Source organism: Burkholderia sp. MBR-1 (assembly GCF_013822785.1).
Lineage (GTDB): Bacteria > Pseudomonadota > Gammaproteobacteria > Burkholderiales > Burkholderiaceae > Burkholderia > Burkholderia vietnamiensis.
Genome location: NZ_CP053609.1, coordinates 1,477,982 through 1,496,083 on the forward strand (window position 1 = coordinate 1,477,982; position 18,102 = coordinate 1,496,083).

18 protein-coding genes and 1 tRNA gene are annotated in these 18,102 nt (G+C 64.2%); all 19 read left to right on the forward strand.

The window, feature by feature from the left end:
- The first annotated feature begins 126 nt into the window (after nucleotides 1-126).
- The 19 genes from MBR110_RS06780 (at nucleotide 127) to MBR110_RS06870 (ending at nucleotide 18,068) form a co-directional block, all read left to right on the forward strand.
- Nucleotides 127-1,146, forward strand: a complete 1,020-nt coding sequence (locus MBR110_RS06780; protein ID WP_059734596.1) for an NAD(P)H-quinone oxidoreductase — start codon at nucleotides 127-129, stop codon at nucleotides 1,144-1,146.
- A 142-nt stretch (nucleotides 1,147-1,288) separates the two neighbouring features.
- Nucleotides 1,289-2,044 (forward strand): triose-phosphate isomerase, encoded by a 756-nt coding sequence (gene tpiA, locus MBR110_RS06785; protein WP_014723359.1) that lies wholly within the window; start codon nucleotides 1,289-1,291, stop codon nucleotides 2,042-2,044.
- A gap of 72 nt (nucleotides 2,045-2,116) precedes the next feature.
- Nucleotides 2,117-2,503 carry a preprotein translocase subunit SecG gene (secG, locus tag MBR110_RS06790; RefSeq protein ID WP_041493866.1) on the forward strand — a complete coding sequence of 129 codons (387 nt, stop codon included), beginning with the start codon at nucleotides 2,117-2,119 and terminating at the stop codon, nucleotides 2,501-2,503.
- Nucleotides 2,504-2,614: 111 nt separating this feature from the next.
- Nucleotides 2,615-2,699 (forward strand) — tRNA-Leu (locus tag MBR110_RS06795).
- 154 nt (nucleotides 2,700-2,853) lie between these two features.
- Nucleotides 2,854-3,213, forward strand: a complete 360-nt coding sequence (locus tag MBR110_RS06800; protein ID WP_011885535.1) for an NADH-quinone oxidoreductase subunit A — start codon at nucleotides 2,854-2,856, stop codon at nucleotides 3,211-3,213.
- Between the two features lie 63 nt (nucleotides 3,214-3,276).
- On the forward strand, nucleotides 3,277-3,756 hold the full coding sequence (locus MBR110_RS06805; RefSeq protein WP_006398799.1) for a NuoB/complex I 20 kDa subunit family protein: 480 nt from the start codon (nucleotides 3,277-3,279) through the stop codon (nucleotides 3,754-3,756).
- Between the two features lie 22 nt (nucleotides 3,757-3,778).
- Nucleotides 3,779-4,381 (forward strand): NADH-quinone oxidoreductase subunit C, encoded by a 603-nt coding sequence (locus MBR110_RS06810; protein WP_011885534.1) that lies wholly within the window; start codon nucleotides 3,779-3,781, stop codon nucleotides 4,379-4,381.
- Nucleotides 4,382-4,390: 9 nt separating this feature from the next.
- A complete protein-coding gene (locus MBR110_RS06815) occupies nucleotides 4,391-5,644 on the forward strand; it encodes an NADH-quinone oxidoreductase subunit D (protein ID WP_011885533.1) in 1,254 nt (417 codons plus the stop codon).
- A 180-nt stretch (nucleotides 5,645-5,824) separates the two neighbouring features.
- The gene (gene nuoE / locus MBR110_RS06820; RefSeq protein ID WP_006478266.1) at nucleotides 5,825-6,310 is read left to right on the forward strand and encodes an NADH-quinone oxidoreductase subunit NuoE; all 486 of its coding nucleotides are present in this window, start codon (nucleotides 5,825-5,827) and stop codon (nucleotides 6,308-6,310) included.
- Nucleotides 6,307-7,617: an NADH-quinone oxidoreductase subunit NuoF gene (gene nuoF / locus MBR110_RS06825; RefSeq protein ID WP_011885532.1), complete on the forward strand. Its 1,311-nt coding sequence runs from the start codon at nucleotides 6,307-6,309 to the stop codon at nucleotides 7,615-7,617. The genes nuoE and nuoF overlap by 4 nt, the downstream gene beginning before the upstream one ends.
- 84 nt (nucleotides 7,618-7,701) lie before the next feature.
- The gene (gene nuoG / locus MBR110_RS06830) at nucleotides 7,702-10,032 is read left to right on the forward strand and encodes an NADH-quinone oxidoreductase subunit NuoG (RefSeq protein ID WP_014723356.1); all 2,331 of its coding nucleotides are present in this window, start codon (nucleotides 7,702-7,704) and stop codon (nucleotides 10,030-10,032) included.
- On the forward strand, nucleotides 10,033-11,100 hold the full coding sequence (nuoH, locus tag MBR110_RS06835) for an NADH-quinone oxidoreductase subunit NuoH (RefSeq protein ID WP_011885530.1): 1,068 nt from the start codon (nucleotides 10,033-10,035) through the stop codon (nucleotides 11,098-11,100).
- Between the two features lie 15 nt (nucleotides 11,101-11,115).
- On the forward strand, nucleotides 11,116-11,604 hold the full coding sequence (gene nuoI / locus MBR110_RS06840) for an NADH-quinone oxidoreductase subunit NuoI (RefSeq protein ID WP_011885529.1): 489 nt from the start codon (nucleotides 11,116-11,118) through the stop codon (nucleotides 11,602-11,604).
- A gap of 114 nt (nucleotides 11,605-11,718) precedes the next feature.
- Nucleotides 11,719-12,369 (forward strand): NADH-quinone oxidoreductase subunit J, encoded by a 651-nt coding sequence (locus MBR110_RS06845; protein WP_011885528.1) that lies wholly within the window; start codon nucleotides 11,719-11,721, stop codon nucleotides 12,367-12,369.
- Nucleotides 12,370-12,387: 18 nt separating this feature from the next.
- Nucleotides 12,388-12,693, forward strand: coding sequence for an NADH-quinone oxidoreductase subunit NuoK (nuoK, locus tag MBR110_RS06850; RefSeq protein WP_011885527.1), 306 nt, complete (start codon nucleotides 12,388-12,390; stop codon nucleotides 12,691-12,693).
- Nucleotides 12,694-12,710: 17 nt separating this feature from the next.
- Nucleotides 12,711-14,765, forward strand: a complete 2,055-nt coding sequence (gene nuoL / locus MBR110_RS06855; RefSeq protein WP_059463495.1) for an NADH-quinone oxidoreductase subunit L — start codon at nucleotides 12,711-12,713, stop codon at nucleotides 14,763-14,765.
- A gap of 16 nt (nucleotides 14,766-14,781) precedes the next feature.
- Nucleotides 14,782-16,272 carry an NADH-quinone oxidoreductase subunit M gene (locus MBR110_RS06860; protein WP_011885525.1) on the forward strand — a complete coding sequence of 497 codons (1,491 nt, stop codon included), beginning with the start codon at nucleotides 14,782-14,784 and terminating at the stop codon, nucleotides 16,270-16,272.
- 36 nt (nucleotides 16,273-16,308) lie between these two features.
- Nucleotides 16,309-17,772: an NADH-quinone oxidoreductase subunit NuoN gene (nuoN, locus tag MBR110_RS06865; protein WP_172820461.1), complete on the forward strand. Its 1,464-nt coding sequence runs from the start codon at nucleotides 16,309-16,311 to the stop codon at nucleotides 17,770-17,772.
- On the forward strand, nucleotides 17,772-18,068 hold the full coding sequence (locus MBR110_RS06870; RefSeq protein WP_059696077.1) for a DUF2818 family protein: 297 nt from the start codon (nucleotides 17,772-17,774) through the stop codon (nucleotides 18,066-18,068). Before nuoN ends, MBR110_RS06870 begins: the two co-directional genes overlap by 1 nt.
- Nucleotides 18,069-18,102 lie beyond the last annotated feature (34 nt).

Sequence of the window (18,102 nt, forward strand, 5' to 3'; positions counted from 1 at the left end):
CAGCGCGAAAGCGCGCCGGCCGTTTTTTCTGTAGCATCGTTGTGCGGCGCAGCAGCGCCGGCGCAGCATCCGCGCCGCGCGCGGGCGCCTCATTCGCCATCCGATTCCGAGCCTGGAGCCATCACCATGAAAGCCATTGAAATCACCGAATTCGGTGCCCCCGACGTGTTGAAGCTGACGGAGCGCGTGCGCCCCGAACCGGCGCGCGGCGAGGTGCTGATCAAGGTGGCGGCTTCGGGCGTGAACCGGCCCGACGTGTTCCAGCGCAAGGGCGCGTATGCGCCGCCGCCCGGTGCGTCCGACCTGCCGGGCCTCGAGGTCGCGGGCGAGATCGTCGGCGGCGACCTGTCCGATCCGGCGCTGAACCCGTTCGGGCTGAAGCTGGGCGACCGCGTCTGCGCGCTGCTCGCCGGCGGCGGCTACGCCGAATATGCGGTCGCGCCGCTGCCGCAATGCCTGCCGGTGCCCGACGGGCTGACCGACATCGAAGCCGCGTCGTTGCCCGAAACGTTCTTCACGGTGTGGAGCAACGTGTTCGACCGTGCGCTGCTCGGCGCGGGCGAGGGCGGCGAGCAGGAAACGCTGCTGGTGCAGGGCGGCTCGAGCGGGATCGGCGTGACGGCCATCCAGATCGCGCATGCGCTCGGTTTCCGCGTGTTCGCGACGGCCGGCACGGCGGACAAATGCCGGGCATGCGAGGCGCTCGGCGCCGAGCGTGCGATCAACTACAGGACCGAGGATTTCGTCGAGGTCGTCAAGTCGCTGACGCACGACCGCGGCGTCGACGTGATCCTCGACATGGTCGGCGCGGCGTACCTGCCGCGCGAACTCTCCGCGCTCGCGGACGGCGGCCGGATCGTGCTGATCGCGCTGCTCGGCGGCGCGAAGGCCGAGATCAACCTGGGCGAGATCCTGCGCCGCCGCCTGACGGTGACGGGCTCGACGCTGCGTCCGCGTCCGGTCGAGTTCAAGGCGCGCATCGCCGCCCAGCTGAAGGCGCGCGTGTGGCCGCTGCTCGCGGACGGCCGCATCAAGCCGGTCATCTACCGCGTGCTGCCTGCCGGCGACGCCGCCCAGGCGCATGCGCTGATGGAAAGCGGCGAGCACATCGGCAAGATCGTGCTGGATTGGGGCGCGATCGCGTGACGGTCGTGCGGCCGGGCTTGACATCGGCGGTTTGACCGGTTCAAGCCGGGCGCAGTAAAATCGCGGGTTTGCTTCGCCAGAATCCAACCTGACGGCCGGTTTTTCGGCACGTTAATGACAAGATAGTGACGAGACGGACACGATGTCGAAACAACGAACAAAGCGAGTGATCGGCAACTGGAAGATGCACGGCCGGCTGGCCGGCAACCAGGCGCTGCTGAACGAAGTGGTGCAGGGCGCGGACGCAGTGGCGGCCGGCACGTCGATCGGCGTATGCGTGCCGTTCCCCTATCTCGCGCAGGTTCAGGCGGTGCTCGGCGGCAGCCGGGTGGCGTTCGGCGCACAGGACGTGTCGGCGCACGAGCAGGGCGCGTACACCGGCGAAGTGGCGGCCGCGATGGTCGCGGAATTCGGCGCGCAGTATGCGATCGTCGGTCACTCGGAGCGTCGCGCGTATCACGGCGAGCGCAACGAGACCGTCGCTGCGAAGGCGCAGCGCGCGCTCGCGGCGGGCCTCACGCCGGTCGTGTGCGTCGGCGAAACGCTCGACGAGCGCGAAGCGGGCACGACCGAGCGGGTCGTCGGTGCGCAGCTCGACGCCGTGCTTGCCGTGCTGACGGCCGACGAGGCGGCGCGCATCGTCGTCGCGTACGAGCCGGTCTGGGCGATCGGCACCGGCAAGAGCGCGACGTCGGCGCAGGCGCAGGACGTTCACGCGTTCCTGCGTGCGCGTCTCGCGGCGAAGGGTGCGGCGCACGTGTCGGTGCTGTACGGCGGCAGCGTCAAGCCGGACAACGCGGAAGAACTGTTCGCGCAGCCGGACATCGACGGCGGCCTGATCGGCGGCGCGTCGCTGAAGGCTGAAGATTTTCTGGCGATCTGCCGGGCTGCGCGTTGAGCGGTCCGCGATCGAATTGAACCATGATGGCGGCCGGGTGGTCCGGTCGCCAGATCCAACCGGGTGGGTGTGATGCTGTTATTCAAAACGCTGATTATTGTGGTGCAGGTGCTGTCCGCGCTGGGCGTGATCGGGCTCGTGCTGCTGCAGCACGGCAAGGGTGCCGACATGGGCGCCGCATTCGGCAGCGGCGCGTCGGGCAGCCTGTTCGGCGCGACCGGCTCGGCGAACTTCCTGTCGCGTACGACGGCCGTGCTGGCCACGGTTTTCTTCATTGCGACGCTCGCATTGACGTATCTCGGCTCGTACAAGGCGACGCCGTCGGCAGGTGTGCTGGGCGCGGCCGCGACCGCGCCGGCATCTGCGCCGGCGGCCTCGGCGCCGGTCGTCGCAGCCTCTGCCGCAGCGGGTTCCGCCGCGTCGGCGGCAAGCGCCCCGGGGCAGGACGTGCCGAAATAAAAAGTTAAAATTTTTGCCGTTGTGCGTTGAACAAACCGAGAACTCGGGTTAGAATTTAATTCTTGAAGCGATTCGCGGGAAACGTGCAGTACGACCCGAGTTGCATGCAGTGCCGACGTGGTGAAATTGGTAGACACGCTATCTTGAGGGGGTAGTGGCGAAAGCTGTGCGAGTTCGAGTCTCGCCGTCGGCACCAAAGTTACTCAATGCCAGCCGCTTCTAGTGGCTGGCATTTTTCATTTGTGGGGTGTGTCTTGCGATTGTCTTGGGATCGCGCGTACTCCGAAATGATTCCTTCCGCCGGAAGTGGTATTCTCCGGACGCTCAGAACCAACCGATAGAGGATTGCCTTGAACCTCGCAGCCTATTACCCCGTCTTGTTGTTCCTCCTCGTGGGCACTGGTTTAGGTATAGCGCTGGTCAGTATCGGCAAGCTCCTTGGGCCCAACAAGCCGGACGTCGACAAGAATGCACCGTACGAGTGCGGCTTTGAAGCCTTTGAAGACGCCCGGATGAAGTTCGACGTCCGGTACTACCTCGTCGCCATCCTGTTCATCATCTTCGATCTCGAAACCGCATTCCTGTTTCCGTGGGGCGTCGCGCTCCGGGACATCGGCTGGCCGGGTTTCAGCGCAATGATGATTTTTCTGCTCGAATTCCTGCTGGGCTTTGCCTATATCTGGAAGAAAGGCGGGCTCGACTGGGAGTGATGGGTTTAATCGCCGGTTTGCATGGGCGACCACGCTGGGTCGCTCGTCTGGAGTGGAAAGCAAATGAGTATCGAAGGGGTCTTGAAGGAAGGGTTTGTCACCACGACGGCTGACAAGCTGATCAACTGGACGCGCACCGGCTCGTTGTGGCCGATGACGTTCGGGCTCGCGTGTTGCGCCGTCGAAATGATGCATGCGGGCGCGGCGCGCTACGACCTGGACCGGTTCGGGGTCGTGTTCCGCCCGAGTCCGCGCCAGTCCGACGTGATGATCGTCGCCGGCACGCTCTGCAACAAGATGGCGCCGGCACTGCGCCGCGTGTACGACCAGATGGCCGAGCCGCGCTGGGTGATCTCGATGGGGTCGTGCGCGAACGGTGGCGGTTACTACCACTACTCGTACTCGGTGGTGCGCGGCTGCGACCGGATCGTGCCCGTCGACGTCTACGTGCCGGGCTGCCCGCCCACGGCCGAGGCGCTGGTCTATGGCGTGATCCAGCTGCAGGCGAAGATCCGCCGCACCAATACCATCGCCCGTCAATAAAGGCCCCGAGCGTCCCCTCAATATGGCAAGCAAAATCGAGACTCTCAAGGCAAACCTCGAAGCCGCGCTCGGCGCGCGCGTGGTGAGCCTCACCGAAGCAATCGGTGAACTGACGCTCGTCGTGAAGGCGAGCGATTACCTCGAAGTCGCAAAGACGCTGCGCGACGATCCGAAGCTCCGTTTCGAGCAGTTGATCGACCTCTGCGGCATCGACTACCAGACGTACGGCGACGGCGCGTACGACGGCCCGCGTTTTGCGGCCGTGTCGCAGCTGCTGTCGGTCACGAACAACTGGCGCCTGCGCCTGCGCGTGTTCGCGCCGGACGACGATCTGCCGATCGTGCCGTCGCTCGTCGACACCTGGTCTTCCTCGAACTGGTACGAGCGCGAAGCGTTCGACCTGTACGGCCTCGTGTTCGAAGGGCACCCCGACCTGCGCCGCCTCCTCACCGACTACGGCTTCATCGGCCACCCGTTCCGCAAGGACTTCCCGGTGTCGGGCTACGTCGAAATGCGCTACGACCCGGAAGAGAAGCGGGTCGTCTACCAGCCGGTGACGATCGAGCCGCGCGAAATCACGCCGCGCGTGATCCGCGAGGATCGCTATGGCGGTCTGAAACATTAAGGGGGCGTCATGGCAGAAATCAAGAACTACACGCTCAACTTCGGCCCGCAGCACCCGGCAGCGCACGGCGTGCTGCGCCTCGTGCTCGAGCTCGACGGCGAAGTCATCCAGCGTGCCGATCCGCACATCGGCCTGCTGCACCGCGCGACCGAAAAGCTCGCGGAAAACAAGACCTTCATCCAGTCCGTGCCGTACATGGACCGTCTCGACTACGTGTCGATGATGGTCAACGAGCACGGCTATGTGCTCGCGATCGAGCGTCTGCTCGGCATCGACGTGCCGGAGCGCGCGCAGTACATCCGCGTGCTGTTCGACGAGATCACGCGCGTGCTGAACCACCTGATGTGGATCGGCGCGCACGCGCTCGACGTCGGCGCAATGGCCGTGTTCCTGTACGCGTTCCGCGAGCGCGAAGACCTGATGGACGTGTACGAAGCGGTGTCCGGCGCACGGATGCACGCGGCGTATTACCGTCCGGGCGGCGTCTATCGCGACCTGCCGGATGCGATGCCGCAATTCAAGGCGTCGAAGATCCGCAACGAGAAGGCGCTCGCGAAGATGAACGAAGCGCGCAGCGGCTCGGTGCTCGACTTCATCGACGACTTCTTCACGCGCTTCCCGAAGTGCATCGACGAATACGAAACCCTGCTGACCGACAACCGGATCTGGAAACAGCGTCTGGTCGGGATCGGCGTCGTGAGCCCGGAACGTGCGTTGCAGATGGGCCTCACCGGCCCGATGCTGCGCGGCTCGGGGATCGCGTGGGACCTGCGCAAGAAGCAACCGTACGAAGTGTACGATCGCATGGATTTCGACGTGCCGGTCGGCGTGAACGGCGATTGCTACGACCGCTATCTGGTGCGTGTCGAAGAAATGCGTCAGTCGGTCCGTATCGCGAAACAGTGTATTGAGTGGCTCCGCAAGAATCAGGGGCCGGTGATGACCGACAATCACAAGGTTGCGCCGCCGTCGCGCGTCGGCATGAAGACCAACATGGAAGACTTGATTCACCACTTCAAGCTCTTCACCGAAGGTTTTCACGTGCCGGAAGGCGAAGCGTACGCGGCAGTCGAGCATCCGAAGGGCGAGTTCGGCATCTATCTCGTGTCGGACGGTGCCAACAAGCCGTATCGCCTCAAGATCCGCGCACCGGGCTTCGCGCATCTCGCGTCGCTCGACGAAATGGCGCGCGGCCACATGATTGCCGACGCCGTCACGATCATCGGTACGCAGGACATCGTGTTCGGCGAGATCGATCGCTAATGGTTGCGCCGCCCGCGCGAGCGGGCGGCGAGCAGTAAGTCACACGCGAAGTCTGATGCTGCATGCGCTGAACCGGCGCGGCTTCGCAAGCTGTCAACAGTGAGCGCCAGGTCTGCCGTCCATGCACAGCAGTGCGGCAGGTTGTTCGTTCGGTAGGAATTGAAAGAGTCGTGTCTGAAAATGATCTCAGCTGAAGGCCTGAAAGAAATCGATCGAGCGTTGACGAAGTATCCCGCCGATCAGAAACAGTCCGCCGTGATGTCGGCGTTGGCCGTCGCTCAGGAAGAGCACGGCTGGCTGTCGCCCGAACTGATGCAGTTCGTCGCGGACTATCTCGGCATGCCGGCCGTTGCCGTGCAGGAAGTCGCGACGTTCTACACGATGTACGAGCTCAAACCGGTCGGCAAGCACAAGATCACGCTCTGTACGAACCTGCCGTGTCAGCTTGGCCCGCACGGCGGCGCCGAGGCGACGGCCGACTACCTGAAACAGAAGCTGGGCATCGGCTTCGGCGAGACCACGCCTGACGGCAAGTTCACGCTGAAAGAAGGCGAATGCATGGGCTCGTGCGGCGATGCGCCGGTGCTGCTGGTGAACAATCACAGAATGTGCAGCTTCATGAGCCGCGAGAAGATCGACCAGCTGCTTGAGGAGCTTTCGAAATGACGTCCCTTCACGACCGTCACATCAAACCGCTGATCCTCGCAGGCCTTAACGGCGAGAACTGGCATCTCGAAGATTACGTCGCGCGCGGCGGCTACAAGCAGCTGCGTCGCATTCTCGAAGAGAAGATTCCGCCGGAGCAGGTGATCGCCGACGTGAAGGCGTCGGGCCTGCGCGGCCGTGGCGGTGCGGGCTTCCCGACCGGCCTCAAATGGAGCTTCATGCCGCGCCAGTTCCCGGGGCAGAAGTACCTCGTCTGCAACTCGGACGAAGGCGAACCGGGCACGTTCAAGGATCGCGACATCCTGCGCTGGAACCCGCACGCACTGATCGAAGGGATGGCCATCGGCGCATACGCGATGGGCATCACCGTCGGCTACAACTACATCCACGGCGAAATCTTCGAAGTCTATCGACGCTTCGAGGCTGCCCTGGACGAGGCGCGCGCCGCCGGCTTCCTCGGCGACAACATCATGGGCTCGGAATTCTCGTTCCAGCTGCACGCGCACCACGGTTACGGCGCGTACATCTGCGGCGAGGAAACGGCGCTGCTCGAATCGCTCGAAGGCAAGAAGGGCCAGCCGCGCTTCAAGCCGCCGTTCCCGGCGAGCTTCGGCGTGTACGGCAAGCCGACCACGATCAACAACACCGAGACGTTCGCCGCGGTGCCGTTCCTGCTGTCCATCGGGCCGCAGAATTACCTCGAGATCGGCAAGCCGAACAACGGCGGCACGAAGATCTTCTCGGTGTCGGGCGACGTCGAGCGTCCGGGCAACTACGAAGTGCCGCTCGGCACGCCGTTCGCGACGCTGATGGAGCTCGCCGGCGGGATGCGCGGCGGCAAGAAGATCAAGGCCGTGATTCCGGGCGGCTCGTCGGCGCCGGTGATTCCGGGCGACATCATGATGCAGACGGATCTCGACTACGACTCGATCGCGAAGGCGGGCTCGATGCTCGGCTCCGGCGCGGTGATCGTGATGGACGAGACGCGCTGCATGGTGCGTTCGCTGCTGCGCCTGTCGTACTTCTATTACGAGGAATCGTGCGGCCAGTGCACGCCGTGCCGCGAAGGCACCGGCTGGCTGTATCGCGTCGTGAACCGCATCGAGCACGGCGAGGGCCGCCAGGAAGACCTGGACCTGCTGAACTCGGTGGCGGAGAACATCATGGGCCGTACGATCTGCGCGCTCGGCGACGCGGCGGCGATGCCGGTTCGCGGGATGCTCAAGCACTACTGGGACGAATTCGCGTACCACGTCGAGCACAAGCACTGCATGGTCGGCGGCCACACACACGCGGCGGCAGCCTGAAGCGAAGTACCGGTTGCGGAATTTGAGCGCACGGTCGGGCGAACGCGCGAACGGGCGGAAATAGGTTAAGGACCATTCACCATCATGGTTGAACTTGAAATAGACGGCAAGAAGGTCGAGGTGCCCGAAGGCAGCATGGTGATCCAGGCTGCGCACAAGGCGGATACGTACATTCCTCACTTCTGCTATCACAAGAAACTGTCGGTTGCGGCCAACTGCCGGATGTGCCTCGTCGAAGTCGAGAAGATGCCGAAGGCCGTGCCTGCCTGCGCGACGCCCGTGTCGGCCGGCATGGTCGTGCACACGCAATCCGACAAGGCCGTGAAGGCGCAGCAGTCGGTGATGGAATTCCTCCTCATCAACCACCCGCTCGACTGCCCGATCTGCGATCAGGGCGGCGAATGCCAGCTGCAGGATCTGGCGGTCGGCTACGGCAAGTCGTCGTCGCGCTATTCGGAAGAAAAGCGCGTGGTGTTCCACAAGAACGTGGGCCCGCTGATCTCGATGGAAGAAATGTCGCGCTGCATCCACTGCACGCGCTGCGTCCGCTTCGGCCAGGAAATCGCCGGCGTGATGGAGTTCGGCATGCTGGGCCGCGGCGAGCACTCGGAAATCACGACGTTCGTCGGCAAGACGGTCGACTCCGAGCTGTCGGGCAACATGATCGACCTGTGCCCGGTCGGCGCGCTGACCAGCAAGCCGTTCCGCTACAGCGCCCGGACCTGGGAACTGTCGCGCCGCAAGTCGGTGAGCCCGCACGATTCCGTCGGCGCGAACCTCGTCGTGCAGGTGAAGAACAACCGCGTGATGCGCGTGCTGCCGTTCGAGAACGAAACGATCAACGAATGCTGGATCTCGGACAAGGACCGCTTCTCGTATGAAGCGCTCAACAGCGCCGAGCGCCTGACGAAGCCGATGCTGAAGCAGGGCGGCCAGTGGATCGAAACCGACTGGCAGACCGCACTCGAATATGTCGCGAAGGGCCTGAAGGGCATCGCCGCGGATCACGGCGCGAACGCGCTGGCGATGCTCGCGAGCGCGCACAGCACGGCCGAAGAGCTGTTCCTCGTGAAGCAGCTCGCCAATGAACTGAAGACGCCGAACGTCGACTTCCGTCTGCGCCAGCAGGATTTCTCGGCGCCGGTCGCCGGTGCGCCGTGGCTCGGCATGCCGATCGCCGATCTGTCGAACCTCGGTGCCGCGTTGGTTGTCGGCTCGTTGCTGCGCCGCGACCACCCGCTGTTCGCCGCACGCCTGCGTCAGGCCGCGAAGAACGGAGCGAAGCTGCACTTCCTGAACGCAACCGGCGACGACTCGCTGATCCCGACCGCGCAGCGCATCGTCGCCGCACCGTCGGCATGGCTCGACGAACTGGCCGGCATCGCCGCGGCGGTCGCGCAACTGCGCGGCGTCGCGCTGCCCGATGCGCTCGCCGGCGTCACGGCGTCGGCGGCCGCCCAGGCCGTCGCGCAATCGCTCGCGAACGGCGAACGCCGCGCGGTGCTGCTCGGCAACGTCGCCGTGCGTCACCCGCAATTCGCGCAGCTGCACGCGCTCGCACAGTGGATCGCCGAGAACACCGGCGCGACGCTCGGCTTCCTGACGGAAGCAGCGAACACGGTCGGCGCGCACGCGGTCGGCGCACTGCCGGGCGAAGGCGGCCTGAACGCTCGCGAAGCGTTCGCGCAGCCGCGCAAGGGCTACGTGCTGCTGAACGTCGAACCGGAATTCGACACCGCCGATCCGGCGCAGGCGCTTGCCGCGCTGAACCAGGCGGAAATGGTCGTCGTGATGTCGCCGTTCAAGCACGGCGTCGATTACGCCGACGTGCTGCTGCCGATCGCGCCGTTCACCGAAACGGCCGGCACGTACGTGAACGCCGAAGGCACGGTGCAGAGCTTCAACGGCGTCGTGCGCGCACTCGGCGACACGCGCCCCGGCTGGAAGGTGCTGCGCGTGCTGGGCAGCCTGCTCGGCCTGCCGAACTTCGAATACGAGACGGCCGAAGAAGTACGTCTCGCCGCGCTCGGCGACGCAGGTGTCGCAAGCCGCCTGTCGAACCGCACGTCGGTCGCGCCGGCACGTGTCGCAGCCAGCGCCGCGAACGGCGGCTTCGAGCGCCTCGCCGACGTGCCGATCTATCACGCCGACGCACTCGTGCGCCGCGCAGGTGCGCTGCACCTGACGGCCGCCGCGAAGGCCGCGAACACCGTCGGCCTGCCGGCCGGGCTGTTCGACAAGCTGGGCTTGAAGGAAGGCGACGCGGTGCGCGTGCGTCAAGGCGAGCGTGCGGTGCAGTTGCCGGCCGTGCGCGACGCGAATCTTGCGGAGACGGTCGTTCGCGTGTCGGCGGCGACGCCTGCCGGCGCAGCGCTCGGCAGCCTGTTCGGTGAACTGGTGGTGGAGAAGGCGTAAATGAGCTTGTTCGATACGATCAACGCGGGCGGAGCCCAGCTTCTCGGCGTCGCGTGGCCGACGGTGTGGGCGCTCGTGCGCATCCTCGTCGTCGCCGTCGTGATCCTGCTGTGCGTCGCGTACCTGATTCTGTGGGAACGCAAGCTGATCGGCTGGATGCACGTGCGTCTCGGGCCGAACCGCGTCGGCCCCGCCGGTCTGCTGCAGCCGATCGCCGACGTGCTGAAGCTGCTGCTGAAGGAAGTGATTCAGCCGAGCGCAGCGAGCCGCTGGCTGTACCTGGTCGCGCCGGTCATGACGGTCGTGCCCGCGTTCGCGGTGTGGGCGGTGATCCCGTTCCAGGCCCAGGCGGTGCTCGCGAACGTCAACGCCGGCCTGCTGTACGCGATGGCGATCTCGTCGATCGGCGTGTATGCGGTGATTCTCGCCGGCTGGGCGTCGAACTCGAAGTACGCGTTCCTCGGCGCGATGCGCGCCGCTGCGCAGATGGTCTCGTACGAAATCTCGATGGGCTTCGCGCTGGTGCTCGTGCTGATGACGGCCGGCAGCCTGAACCTGTCGGAAATCGTCGGCTCGCAGCAGCACGGCTTCTTCGCCGGCCACGGCGTGAACTTCCTGTCGTGGAACTGGCTGCCGCTGCTGCCGGCGTTCGTCGTCTACTTCGTGTCCGGCATCGCCGAAACGAACCGTCACCCGTTCGACGTGGTGGAAGGCGAGTCTGAAATCGTCGCGGGTCACATGATCGATTACTCGGGTATGGCGTTCGCGCTGTTCTTCCTCGCCGAGTACATCAACATGATCGTGATCTCGGCGCTGGCGGCGACGCTGTTCCTCGGCGGCTGGGACGCGCCGTTCGAATTCCTGTCGTTCATTCCGGGCATCTTCTGGCTGGTGCTGAAGGTATTCGCGCTGCTGTCGGTGTTCATCTGGGTGCGTGCGACGTTCCCGCGCTACCGTTACGACCAGATCATGCGCCTGGGCTGGAAGGTGTTCCTGCCCGTCACGGTGATCTGGGTGGTCGTGGTCGGCTTCTGGATGATGTCGCCGCTGAACATCTGGGTGAAGTAAAGATCGGACGAAATCATGACGGCAATCCAACACTTCTTTAAGACCTTCTTCCTGACGGAGCTGCTGAAGGGGCTCGCGCTGACCGGTCGCTACACGTTCCGGCGCAAGTTCACGGTGCAGTTTCCGGAAGAAAAGACCCCGATCTCGCCGCGTTTCCGCGGGCTGCACGCGCTGCGCCGCTACGAGAACGGCGAAGAGCGCTGCATCGCGTGCAAGCTGTGCGAGGCCGTGTGCCCCGCGATGGCGATCACGATCGAATCGGAAACGCGTGCGGACAACACGCGCCGCACGACGCGCTACGACATCGACCTGACGAAGTGCATCTTCTGCGGTTTCTGCGAAGAAAGCTGCCCGGTCGATTCGATCGTCGAGACGCAGATTCTCGAGTACCACGGCGAAAAGCGCGGCGACCTGTATTTCACGAAGGAAATGCTGCTCGCGGTGGGCGATCGCTACGAGAAGGACATCGCCGCGGCGAAGGCTGCCGACGCGCCGTATCGTTGATTGTGTTTGCAGTGCCGGCCCGGCATCGACGGGCCGTGCCGCCGCGACGGGTGCGGCACGCGAGAGCGTCCCGCAAGCCGCGCCTGACTATGGCCTAACGATGAACCGGTAATCATGGAATTCACGACCGTACTGTTCTACATCTTCGCGCTGCTCCTGGTGGTATCAGGGCTGAAGGTGATCACTTCGCGCAACCCGGTGGCGTCTGCGCTTTTCCTTGTGCTGGCGTTCTTCAACGCCGCCGCGATCTGGATGCTGCTGGAAGCGGAGTTCCTCGCGATCCTGCTGGTGCTGGTCTACGTGGGCGCCGTGATGGTGCTGTTCCTGTTCGTCGTGATGATGCTCGACATCAACATCGACTTCCTGCGGCGCGACTTCAAGAAGTTCGTGCCGATGGCCACCGTCGTCGGCGCGATCATCGTGGTCGAGACCGCGCTGATCCTGTGGCGCGGCTACGGCGACACGCACACGGTCCACGCGATGGCGACCGGCGCGATGGCCGACTGGTCGAACACGCGCCTGATCGGCAAGGTGATCTACACCGACTACATCTTCGCGTTCGAAATCGCCGGCCTGGTGCTGCTGGTGGCGATCATCGCCGCGATCGGGCTGACCGCGCGTCACGGCAAGGACAGCAAGCGCCAGCGCGTGTCGGATCAGGTCAAGGTGCGCCGCAACGATCGCGTGCGCCTCGTGAAGATGGAAGCGGACAAGCCGCAGCCGGCAACGGCGCAGAGCGAAGCCGGTACGAGCACCAACGGCTAAGCGGAGGAAACCCATACCATGCTGACTCTTGCCCATTACCTCGTGCTCGGCGCGATCCTGTTTGCGATGTCGATCGTCGGGATTTTCCTGAACCGCCGCAACATCATCATCATCCTGATGGCGATCGAACTGATGCTGCTGGCCGTCAACACCAACTTCGTCGCGTTCTCGCACTATCTCGGCGACGTACACGGCCAGATCTTCGTGTTCTTCGTGCTGACGGTCGCCGCAGCGGAAGCCGCGATCGGCCTCGCGATTCTGGTGACCCTGTTCCGTAAGCTCGACACGATCAATGTCGAGGATCTCGATCAGCTCAAAGGTTAATTTCAGGCAACGCTGTTATGTCAACGACACTCAATGAAAACCTGCTGCTGGCGATTCCGCTCGCTCCGCTGGCCGGCTCGCTGATTGCGGGGCTGTTCGGGAACGCAGTGGGGCGCAAGGGCGCACATCGGATCACGATCCTCGGCGTATTGATCGCGTTCCTCCTGTCGGCGAAAGTCTTCTTCGACGTGATGGGCGGCGCGAGCTTCAACGCGACCGTCTATGAATGGATGAACGTCGGCTCGCTGAAACTCGAGGTCGGCTTCCTCGTCGATTCGCTGACCGCGATGATGATGGTGGTCGTCACCTTCGTCTCGCTGATGGTGCACGTGTACACGATCGGCTACATGTCGGAAGAGGACGGCTACCAGCGCTTCTTCTCGTACATCTCGCTGTTCACGTTCTCGATGCTGATGCTCGTGATGAGCAACAACTTCCTGCAGCTGTTCTTCGGCTGGGAAGCGGTGGGTCTGGTGTCGTACCTGCTGATCGGCTTCTACTTCACGCGTGAGAGCGCGATCTACGCGAACATGAAGGCGTTCCTCGTGAACCGCGTGGGCGACTTCGGCTTCCTGCTGGGCATCGGCCTGCTGCTCGCGTTCGCGGGCTCGATGAACTACGGCGAAGTGTTCGCGAAGCGCGCGGAACTCGCGAGCCTGCACTTCCCGGGCACCGACTGGGGCCTGCTGACCGTTGCCTGTATCTGCCTGTTCATCGGCGCGATGGGTAAGTCGGCGCAGTTCCCGCTGCACGTGTGGCTGCCCGACTCGATGGAAGGCCCGACGCCGATCTCCGCACTGATTCACGCGGCGACGATGGTGACCGCCGGCATCTTCATGGTGTCGCGCATGTCGCCGCTGTTCGAGCTGTCGGATACCGCGCTGTCGTTCATCACGGTGATCGGCGCGATCACGGCGCTGTTCATGGGCTTCCTCGGGATCGTCCAGAATGACATCAAGCGCGTCGTCGCGTACTCGACGCTGTCGCAGCTCGGCTACATGACCGTCGCACTCGGCGTGTCCGCTTACCCGGTCGCCGTGTTCCACCTGATGACGCACGCGTTCTTCAAGGCGCTGCTGTTCCTCGGCGCCGGTTCGGTGATCATGGGCATGCACCACGACCAGGACATGCGCAACATGGGCGGCCTGCGCAAGTACATGCCGATCACGTGGATCACGTCGCTCGTCGGTTCGCTCGCGCTGATCGGCACGCCGTTCTTCTCGGGCTTCTACTCGAAGGACTCGATCATCGACGCGGTGAAGCTGTCGCACCTGCCGGGTTCGGGCTTCGCATACTTCGCGGTCGTCGCCAGCGTGTTCGTCACGGCGCTGTACTCGTTCCGCATGTACTTCCTGGTGTTCCACGGCGAAGAGCGCTTCCGCAAGCCGAAGCATCCGGAATCGCCGATGGGCATCGCCGCCGCACACGGTCACGACGATCACGGCCATGGCCACGGTCATGACGACCATGCGCACGAGCCGCACGAGACCCCGTGGGTCGTGTGGGTGCCGCTGGTGCTGCTGGCGATCCCGTCGCTGATCATCGGTGCGATCGCGATCGGTCCGATGCTGTACGGCGACTTCTTCCAGCACGGCGTCGCGTTCGACAAGGTGATCTTCATCGGCCAGAACCATCCGGCACTCGCCGAGATGGCCGAAGAGTTCCACGGCTGGGTCGGCATGGGCCTGCACTCGGTGTCGGGTCTGCCGGTGTGGCTGGCGCTCGCCGGTGTCGTCGTCGCGTGGTTCCTGTACCTGAAGCGTCCGGATCTGCCGGCGTCGATCCGCCGCGCGTTCGGTCCGATCTACACGCTGCTGGACAACAAGTACTACATGGACAAGATCAACGAAGTGGTGTTCGCCCGCGGTTCGGTGGCGATCGGCCGCGGCCTGTGGAAGGAGGGCGACGTCGTCGTGATCGACGGTCTCGTCAACGGCAGCGCCCGGTTCATCGGCTGGTTCGCCGGCGTGATCCGCTTCCTCCAATCCGGTTACATCTATCACTACGCGTTCGCCATGATCATCGGCATGCTGGGGCTCCTGACCCTGTTTGTAACGCTCGGCGGCAAATAAGGCGGGGGGACAACTAATGCACGCTTTTCCGATTCTCAGTACCGCGATCTGGCTGCCGATCGTTTTCGGCCTCCTCGTGCTCGCGGTCGGTAACGACAAAAACCCGGGGGCGGCCCGCTGGCTCGCGCTGATCGGCTCGCTGCTGGGCCTCGCGGTCACGCTGCCGCTGATCACCGGCTTCGATTCGAGCACGGCCGCGCTGCAGTTCGTCGAGCAATCGACCTGGATCGAACGCTTCAACATCTCGTACCACCTCGGCGTCGACGGCATCTCGATGTGGTTCGTCGTGCTGACCGCGCTGATCACGGTGATCGTCGTGATCGCCGCGTGGGAGGTGATCACCGAGAACGTCGCGCAGTACCTGGCGGCCTTCCTGATCCTGTCCGGGATCATGATCGGCGTGTTCTCGGCGGCCGACGGCCTGCTGTTCTACGTGTTCTTCGAGGCCACGCTGATCCCGATGTACATCATCATCGGCGTGTGGGGCGGCCCGAACCGCGTGTACGCGGCGTTCAAGTTCTTCCTGTACACGCTGGCCGGCTCGCTGCTGATGCTGGTCGCGCTGATCTACCTGTACACGCAGACGCATTCGTTCGATCTCGCGACGTGGCAGAACGCCAAGATCGCGATGACGCCGCAGATCATGCTGTTCATCGCCTTCTTCCTCGCGTTCGCGGTGAAGGTGCCGATGTGGCCGGTGCACACGTGGCTGCCGGACGCGCACGTGGAAGCGCCGACGGGCGGCTCGGTCGTGCTGGCCGCGATCATGCTGAAGCTCGGCGCATACGGTTTCCTGCGCTTCTCGCTGCCGATCACGCCTGACGCGAGCCACTTCCTGGCGCCGGTCGTGATCACGCTGTCGCTGATCGCGGTGATCTACATCGGCCTCGTCGCGATGGTGCAGGCCGACATGAAGAAGCTGGTCGCGTATTCGTCGATCGCGCACATGGGCTTCGTGACGCTCGGCTTCTTCATCTTCAACCAGCTCGGCGTCGAAGGCGCGATCGTCCAGATGATCTCGCACGGCTTCGTGTCGGGCGCGATGTTCCTGAGCATCGGCGTGCTGTACGACCGCCTGCACTCGCGCCAGATCGCCGATTACGGCGGCGTCGTGAACGTGATGCCGAAGTTCGCCGCATTCGCGATGCTGTTCTCGATGGCCAACTGCGGCCTGCCGGGCACGTCGGGTTTCGTCGGCGAGTTCATGGTGATTCTCGCGGCCGTCCAGTACAACTTCTGGATCGGCTTCGGTGCGGCATTCACGCTGATCCTCGGCGCTGCCTACACGTTGTGGATGTACAAGCGCGTGTATTTCGGCGCCGTCGCGAACGACCACGTCGCGAAGCTGACGGACATCGGCCGTCGCGAATTCGTGATGCTGGCCGTGCTCGCCGCGTTCACGCTGCTGATGGGCCTGTATCCGAAGCCCTTCACCGACGTGATGCACGTTTCCGTGGAAAACCTCCTCTCCCATGTCGCGCAGTCGAAGCTGCCGCTGGCCCAGTAAGCGCGAGCGGAGGAACTCAAGATCATGAACGCACCTATGAATGTCCTGTTGCCTGACGCGCTGGTGATGGCCGCCATCATCGTCGCGTGGCTGAACGACACCTTTACCGGTGCCGCCGGCCGCCGCCTGACCTATCTGATCGCGGTGGTGGCGTCGGTCGTCGCCGGCGTCTGGTTTGCCGTGCAGGCGCTCGATCCGCACCAGTACTACTTCTTCTCGCGGATGGTCGTCGTCGACTCGTTCGCGAGCATGATGAAGGCCGTCGTATCGTTCGGCTTCGCGGTCACGCTCGTCTACTCGCGCAAGTACCTCGAAGACCGCGACATGTTCCGCGGCGACGTGTTCCTGCTGGGCATGTTCTCGCTGCTCGGTCAGCTGGTGATGGTGTCGGGCAACAACTTCCTGACGCTGTACCTCGGCCTCGAACTGATGTCGCTGTCGCTGTATGCCGTGATCGCGCTGCGCCGCGACGCCGCGCAGTCGAGCGAAGCCGCGATGAAGTACTACGTGCTGGGCGCGCTCGCATCGGGCTTCGTGCTGTACGGCATCTCGATGCTCTACGGCGCGACCGGCTCGCTCGAGCTCGGCGAAGTGTACAAGGCGGTCAGCGGCAACACCGACGCGGCCGTGCTGATGTTCGGCGTGATCTTCATCGTCGCCGGTATCGCGTTCAAGCTCGGCGCCGTGCCGTTCCACATGTGGGTGCCGGACGTCTATCAGGGCGCACCGACCGCGATGACGCTGTTCGTCGGCGGCGGTCCGAAGGTTGCCGCGTTCGCGTGGGGCCTGCGCTTCCTGGTGATGGGCCTGCTGCCGCTCGCGCAGAACTGGCAGACCGCGCTCGTGATCCTCGCCGCGCTGTCGCTGATCGTCGGTAACATCACCGGTATCGTCCAGCGCAACATCAAGCGGATGCTCGCTTACTCGGCGATTTCGAACATGGGCTTCGTGCTGCTCGGCCTGCTGGCCGGCATCGTGAAGGGCGACGCGGCCGCACCGGCGAACGCATACAGCTCGGCGATGTTCTACGCGATCGTCTACCTGATCACGACGCTCGGCTCGTTCGGCGTGGTGATGCTGCTCGCACGCCGCGATTTCGAAGCCGAAACGATCGACGACTTCAAGGGCCTCAACAAGCGCAGCCCGGTGTTCGCGTTCGTGATGATGGTCATGATGTTCTCGCTGGCCGGCATCCCGCCGACCGTCGGCTTCTACGCGAAGCTCGCGGTGCTCGAGGCCACGGTCAACGCCGGCCTCACGTGGCTCGCGGTGCTCGCGGTGATCACGTCGCTGTTCGGCGCGTTCTACTACCTGCGCATCGTGAAGCTGATGTACTTCGATGCACCGCAGGACGCGTCGCCGATCACGGGCGACTTCTGCAAGCGCACGATCCTGGTGGTCAACGGCCTTGCGGTCGTCGCGCTCGGCCTGGTTCCGAGCCCGCTGCTGACGGCTTGCCTGCAGGCGATCCGTCATACGCTGCAAACGCTGCCGCTGTAATGTCGGCAGCCGGCTGGTTCATCGTGCTGTTGGCGCTCCTGTTCGCCAACCTGCCGTTCCTGAATCAACGCCTGTTCGCCGCCGTGCCGATCGGCGCGGCGAAGAAGAGTGCGTGGATTCGGATCGGCGAGCTGATCGTGCTGTACTTCGTGGTCGGCGCGCTCGGCTTCTGGCTCGAATCGCGCGCCGGCAACCGCTTCGAACAGGGCTGGCAGTTTTATGCGATCACGTTCAGCCTGTTCATCGTGTTCGCGTTTCCCGGCTTCACGTTTCAGTATCTCGTCAAACGACGCTGACGGCTGCGGCCGTCGCGTGCTCATTTCTCCGGAG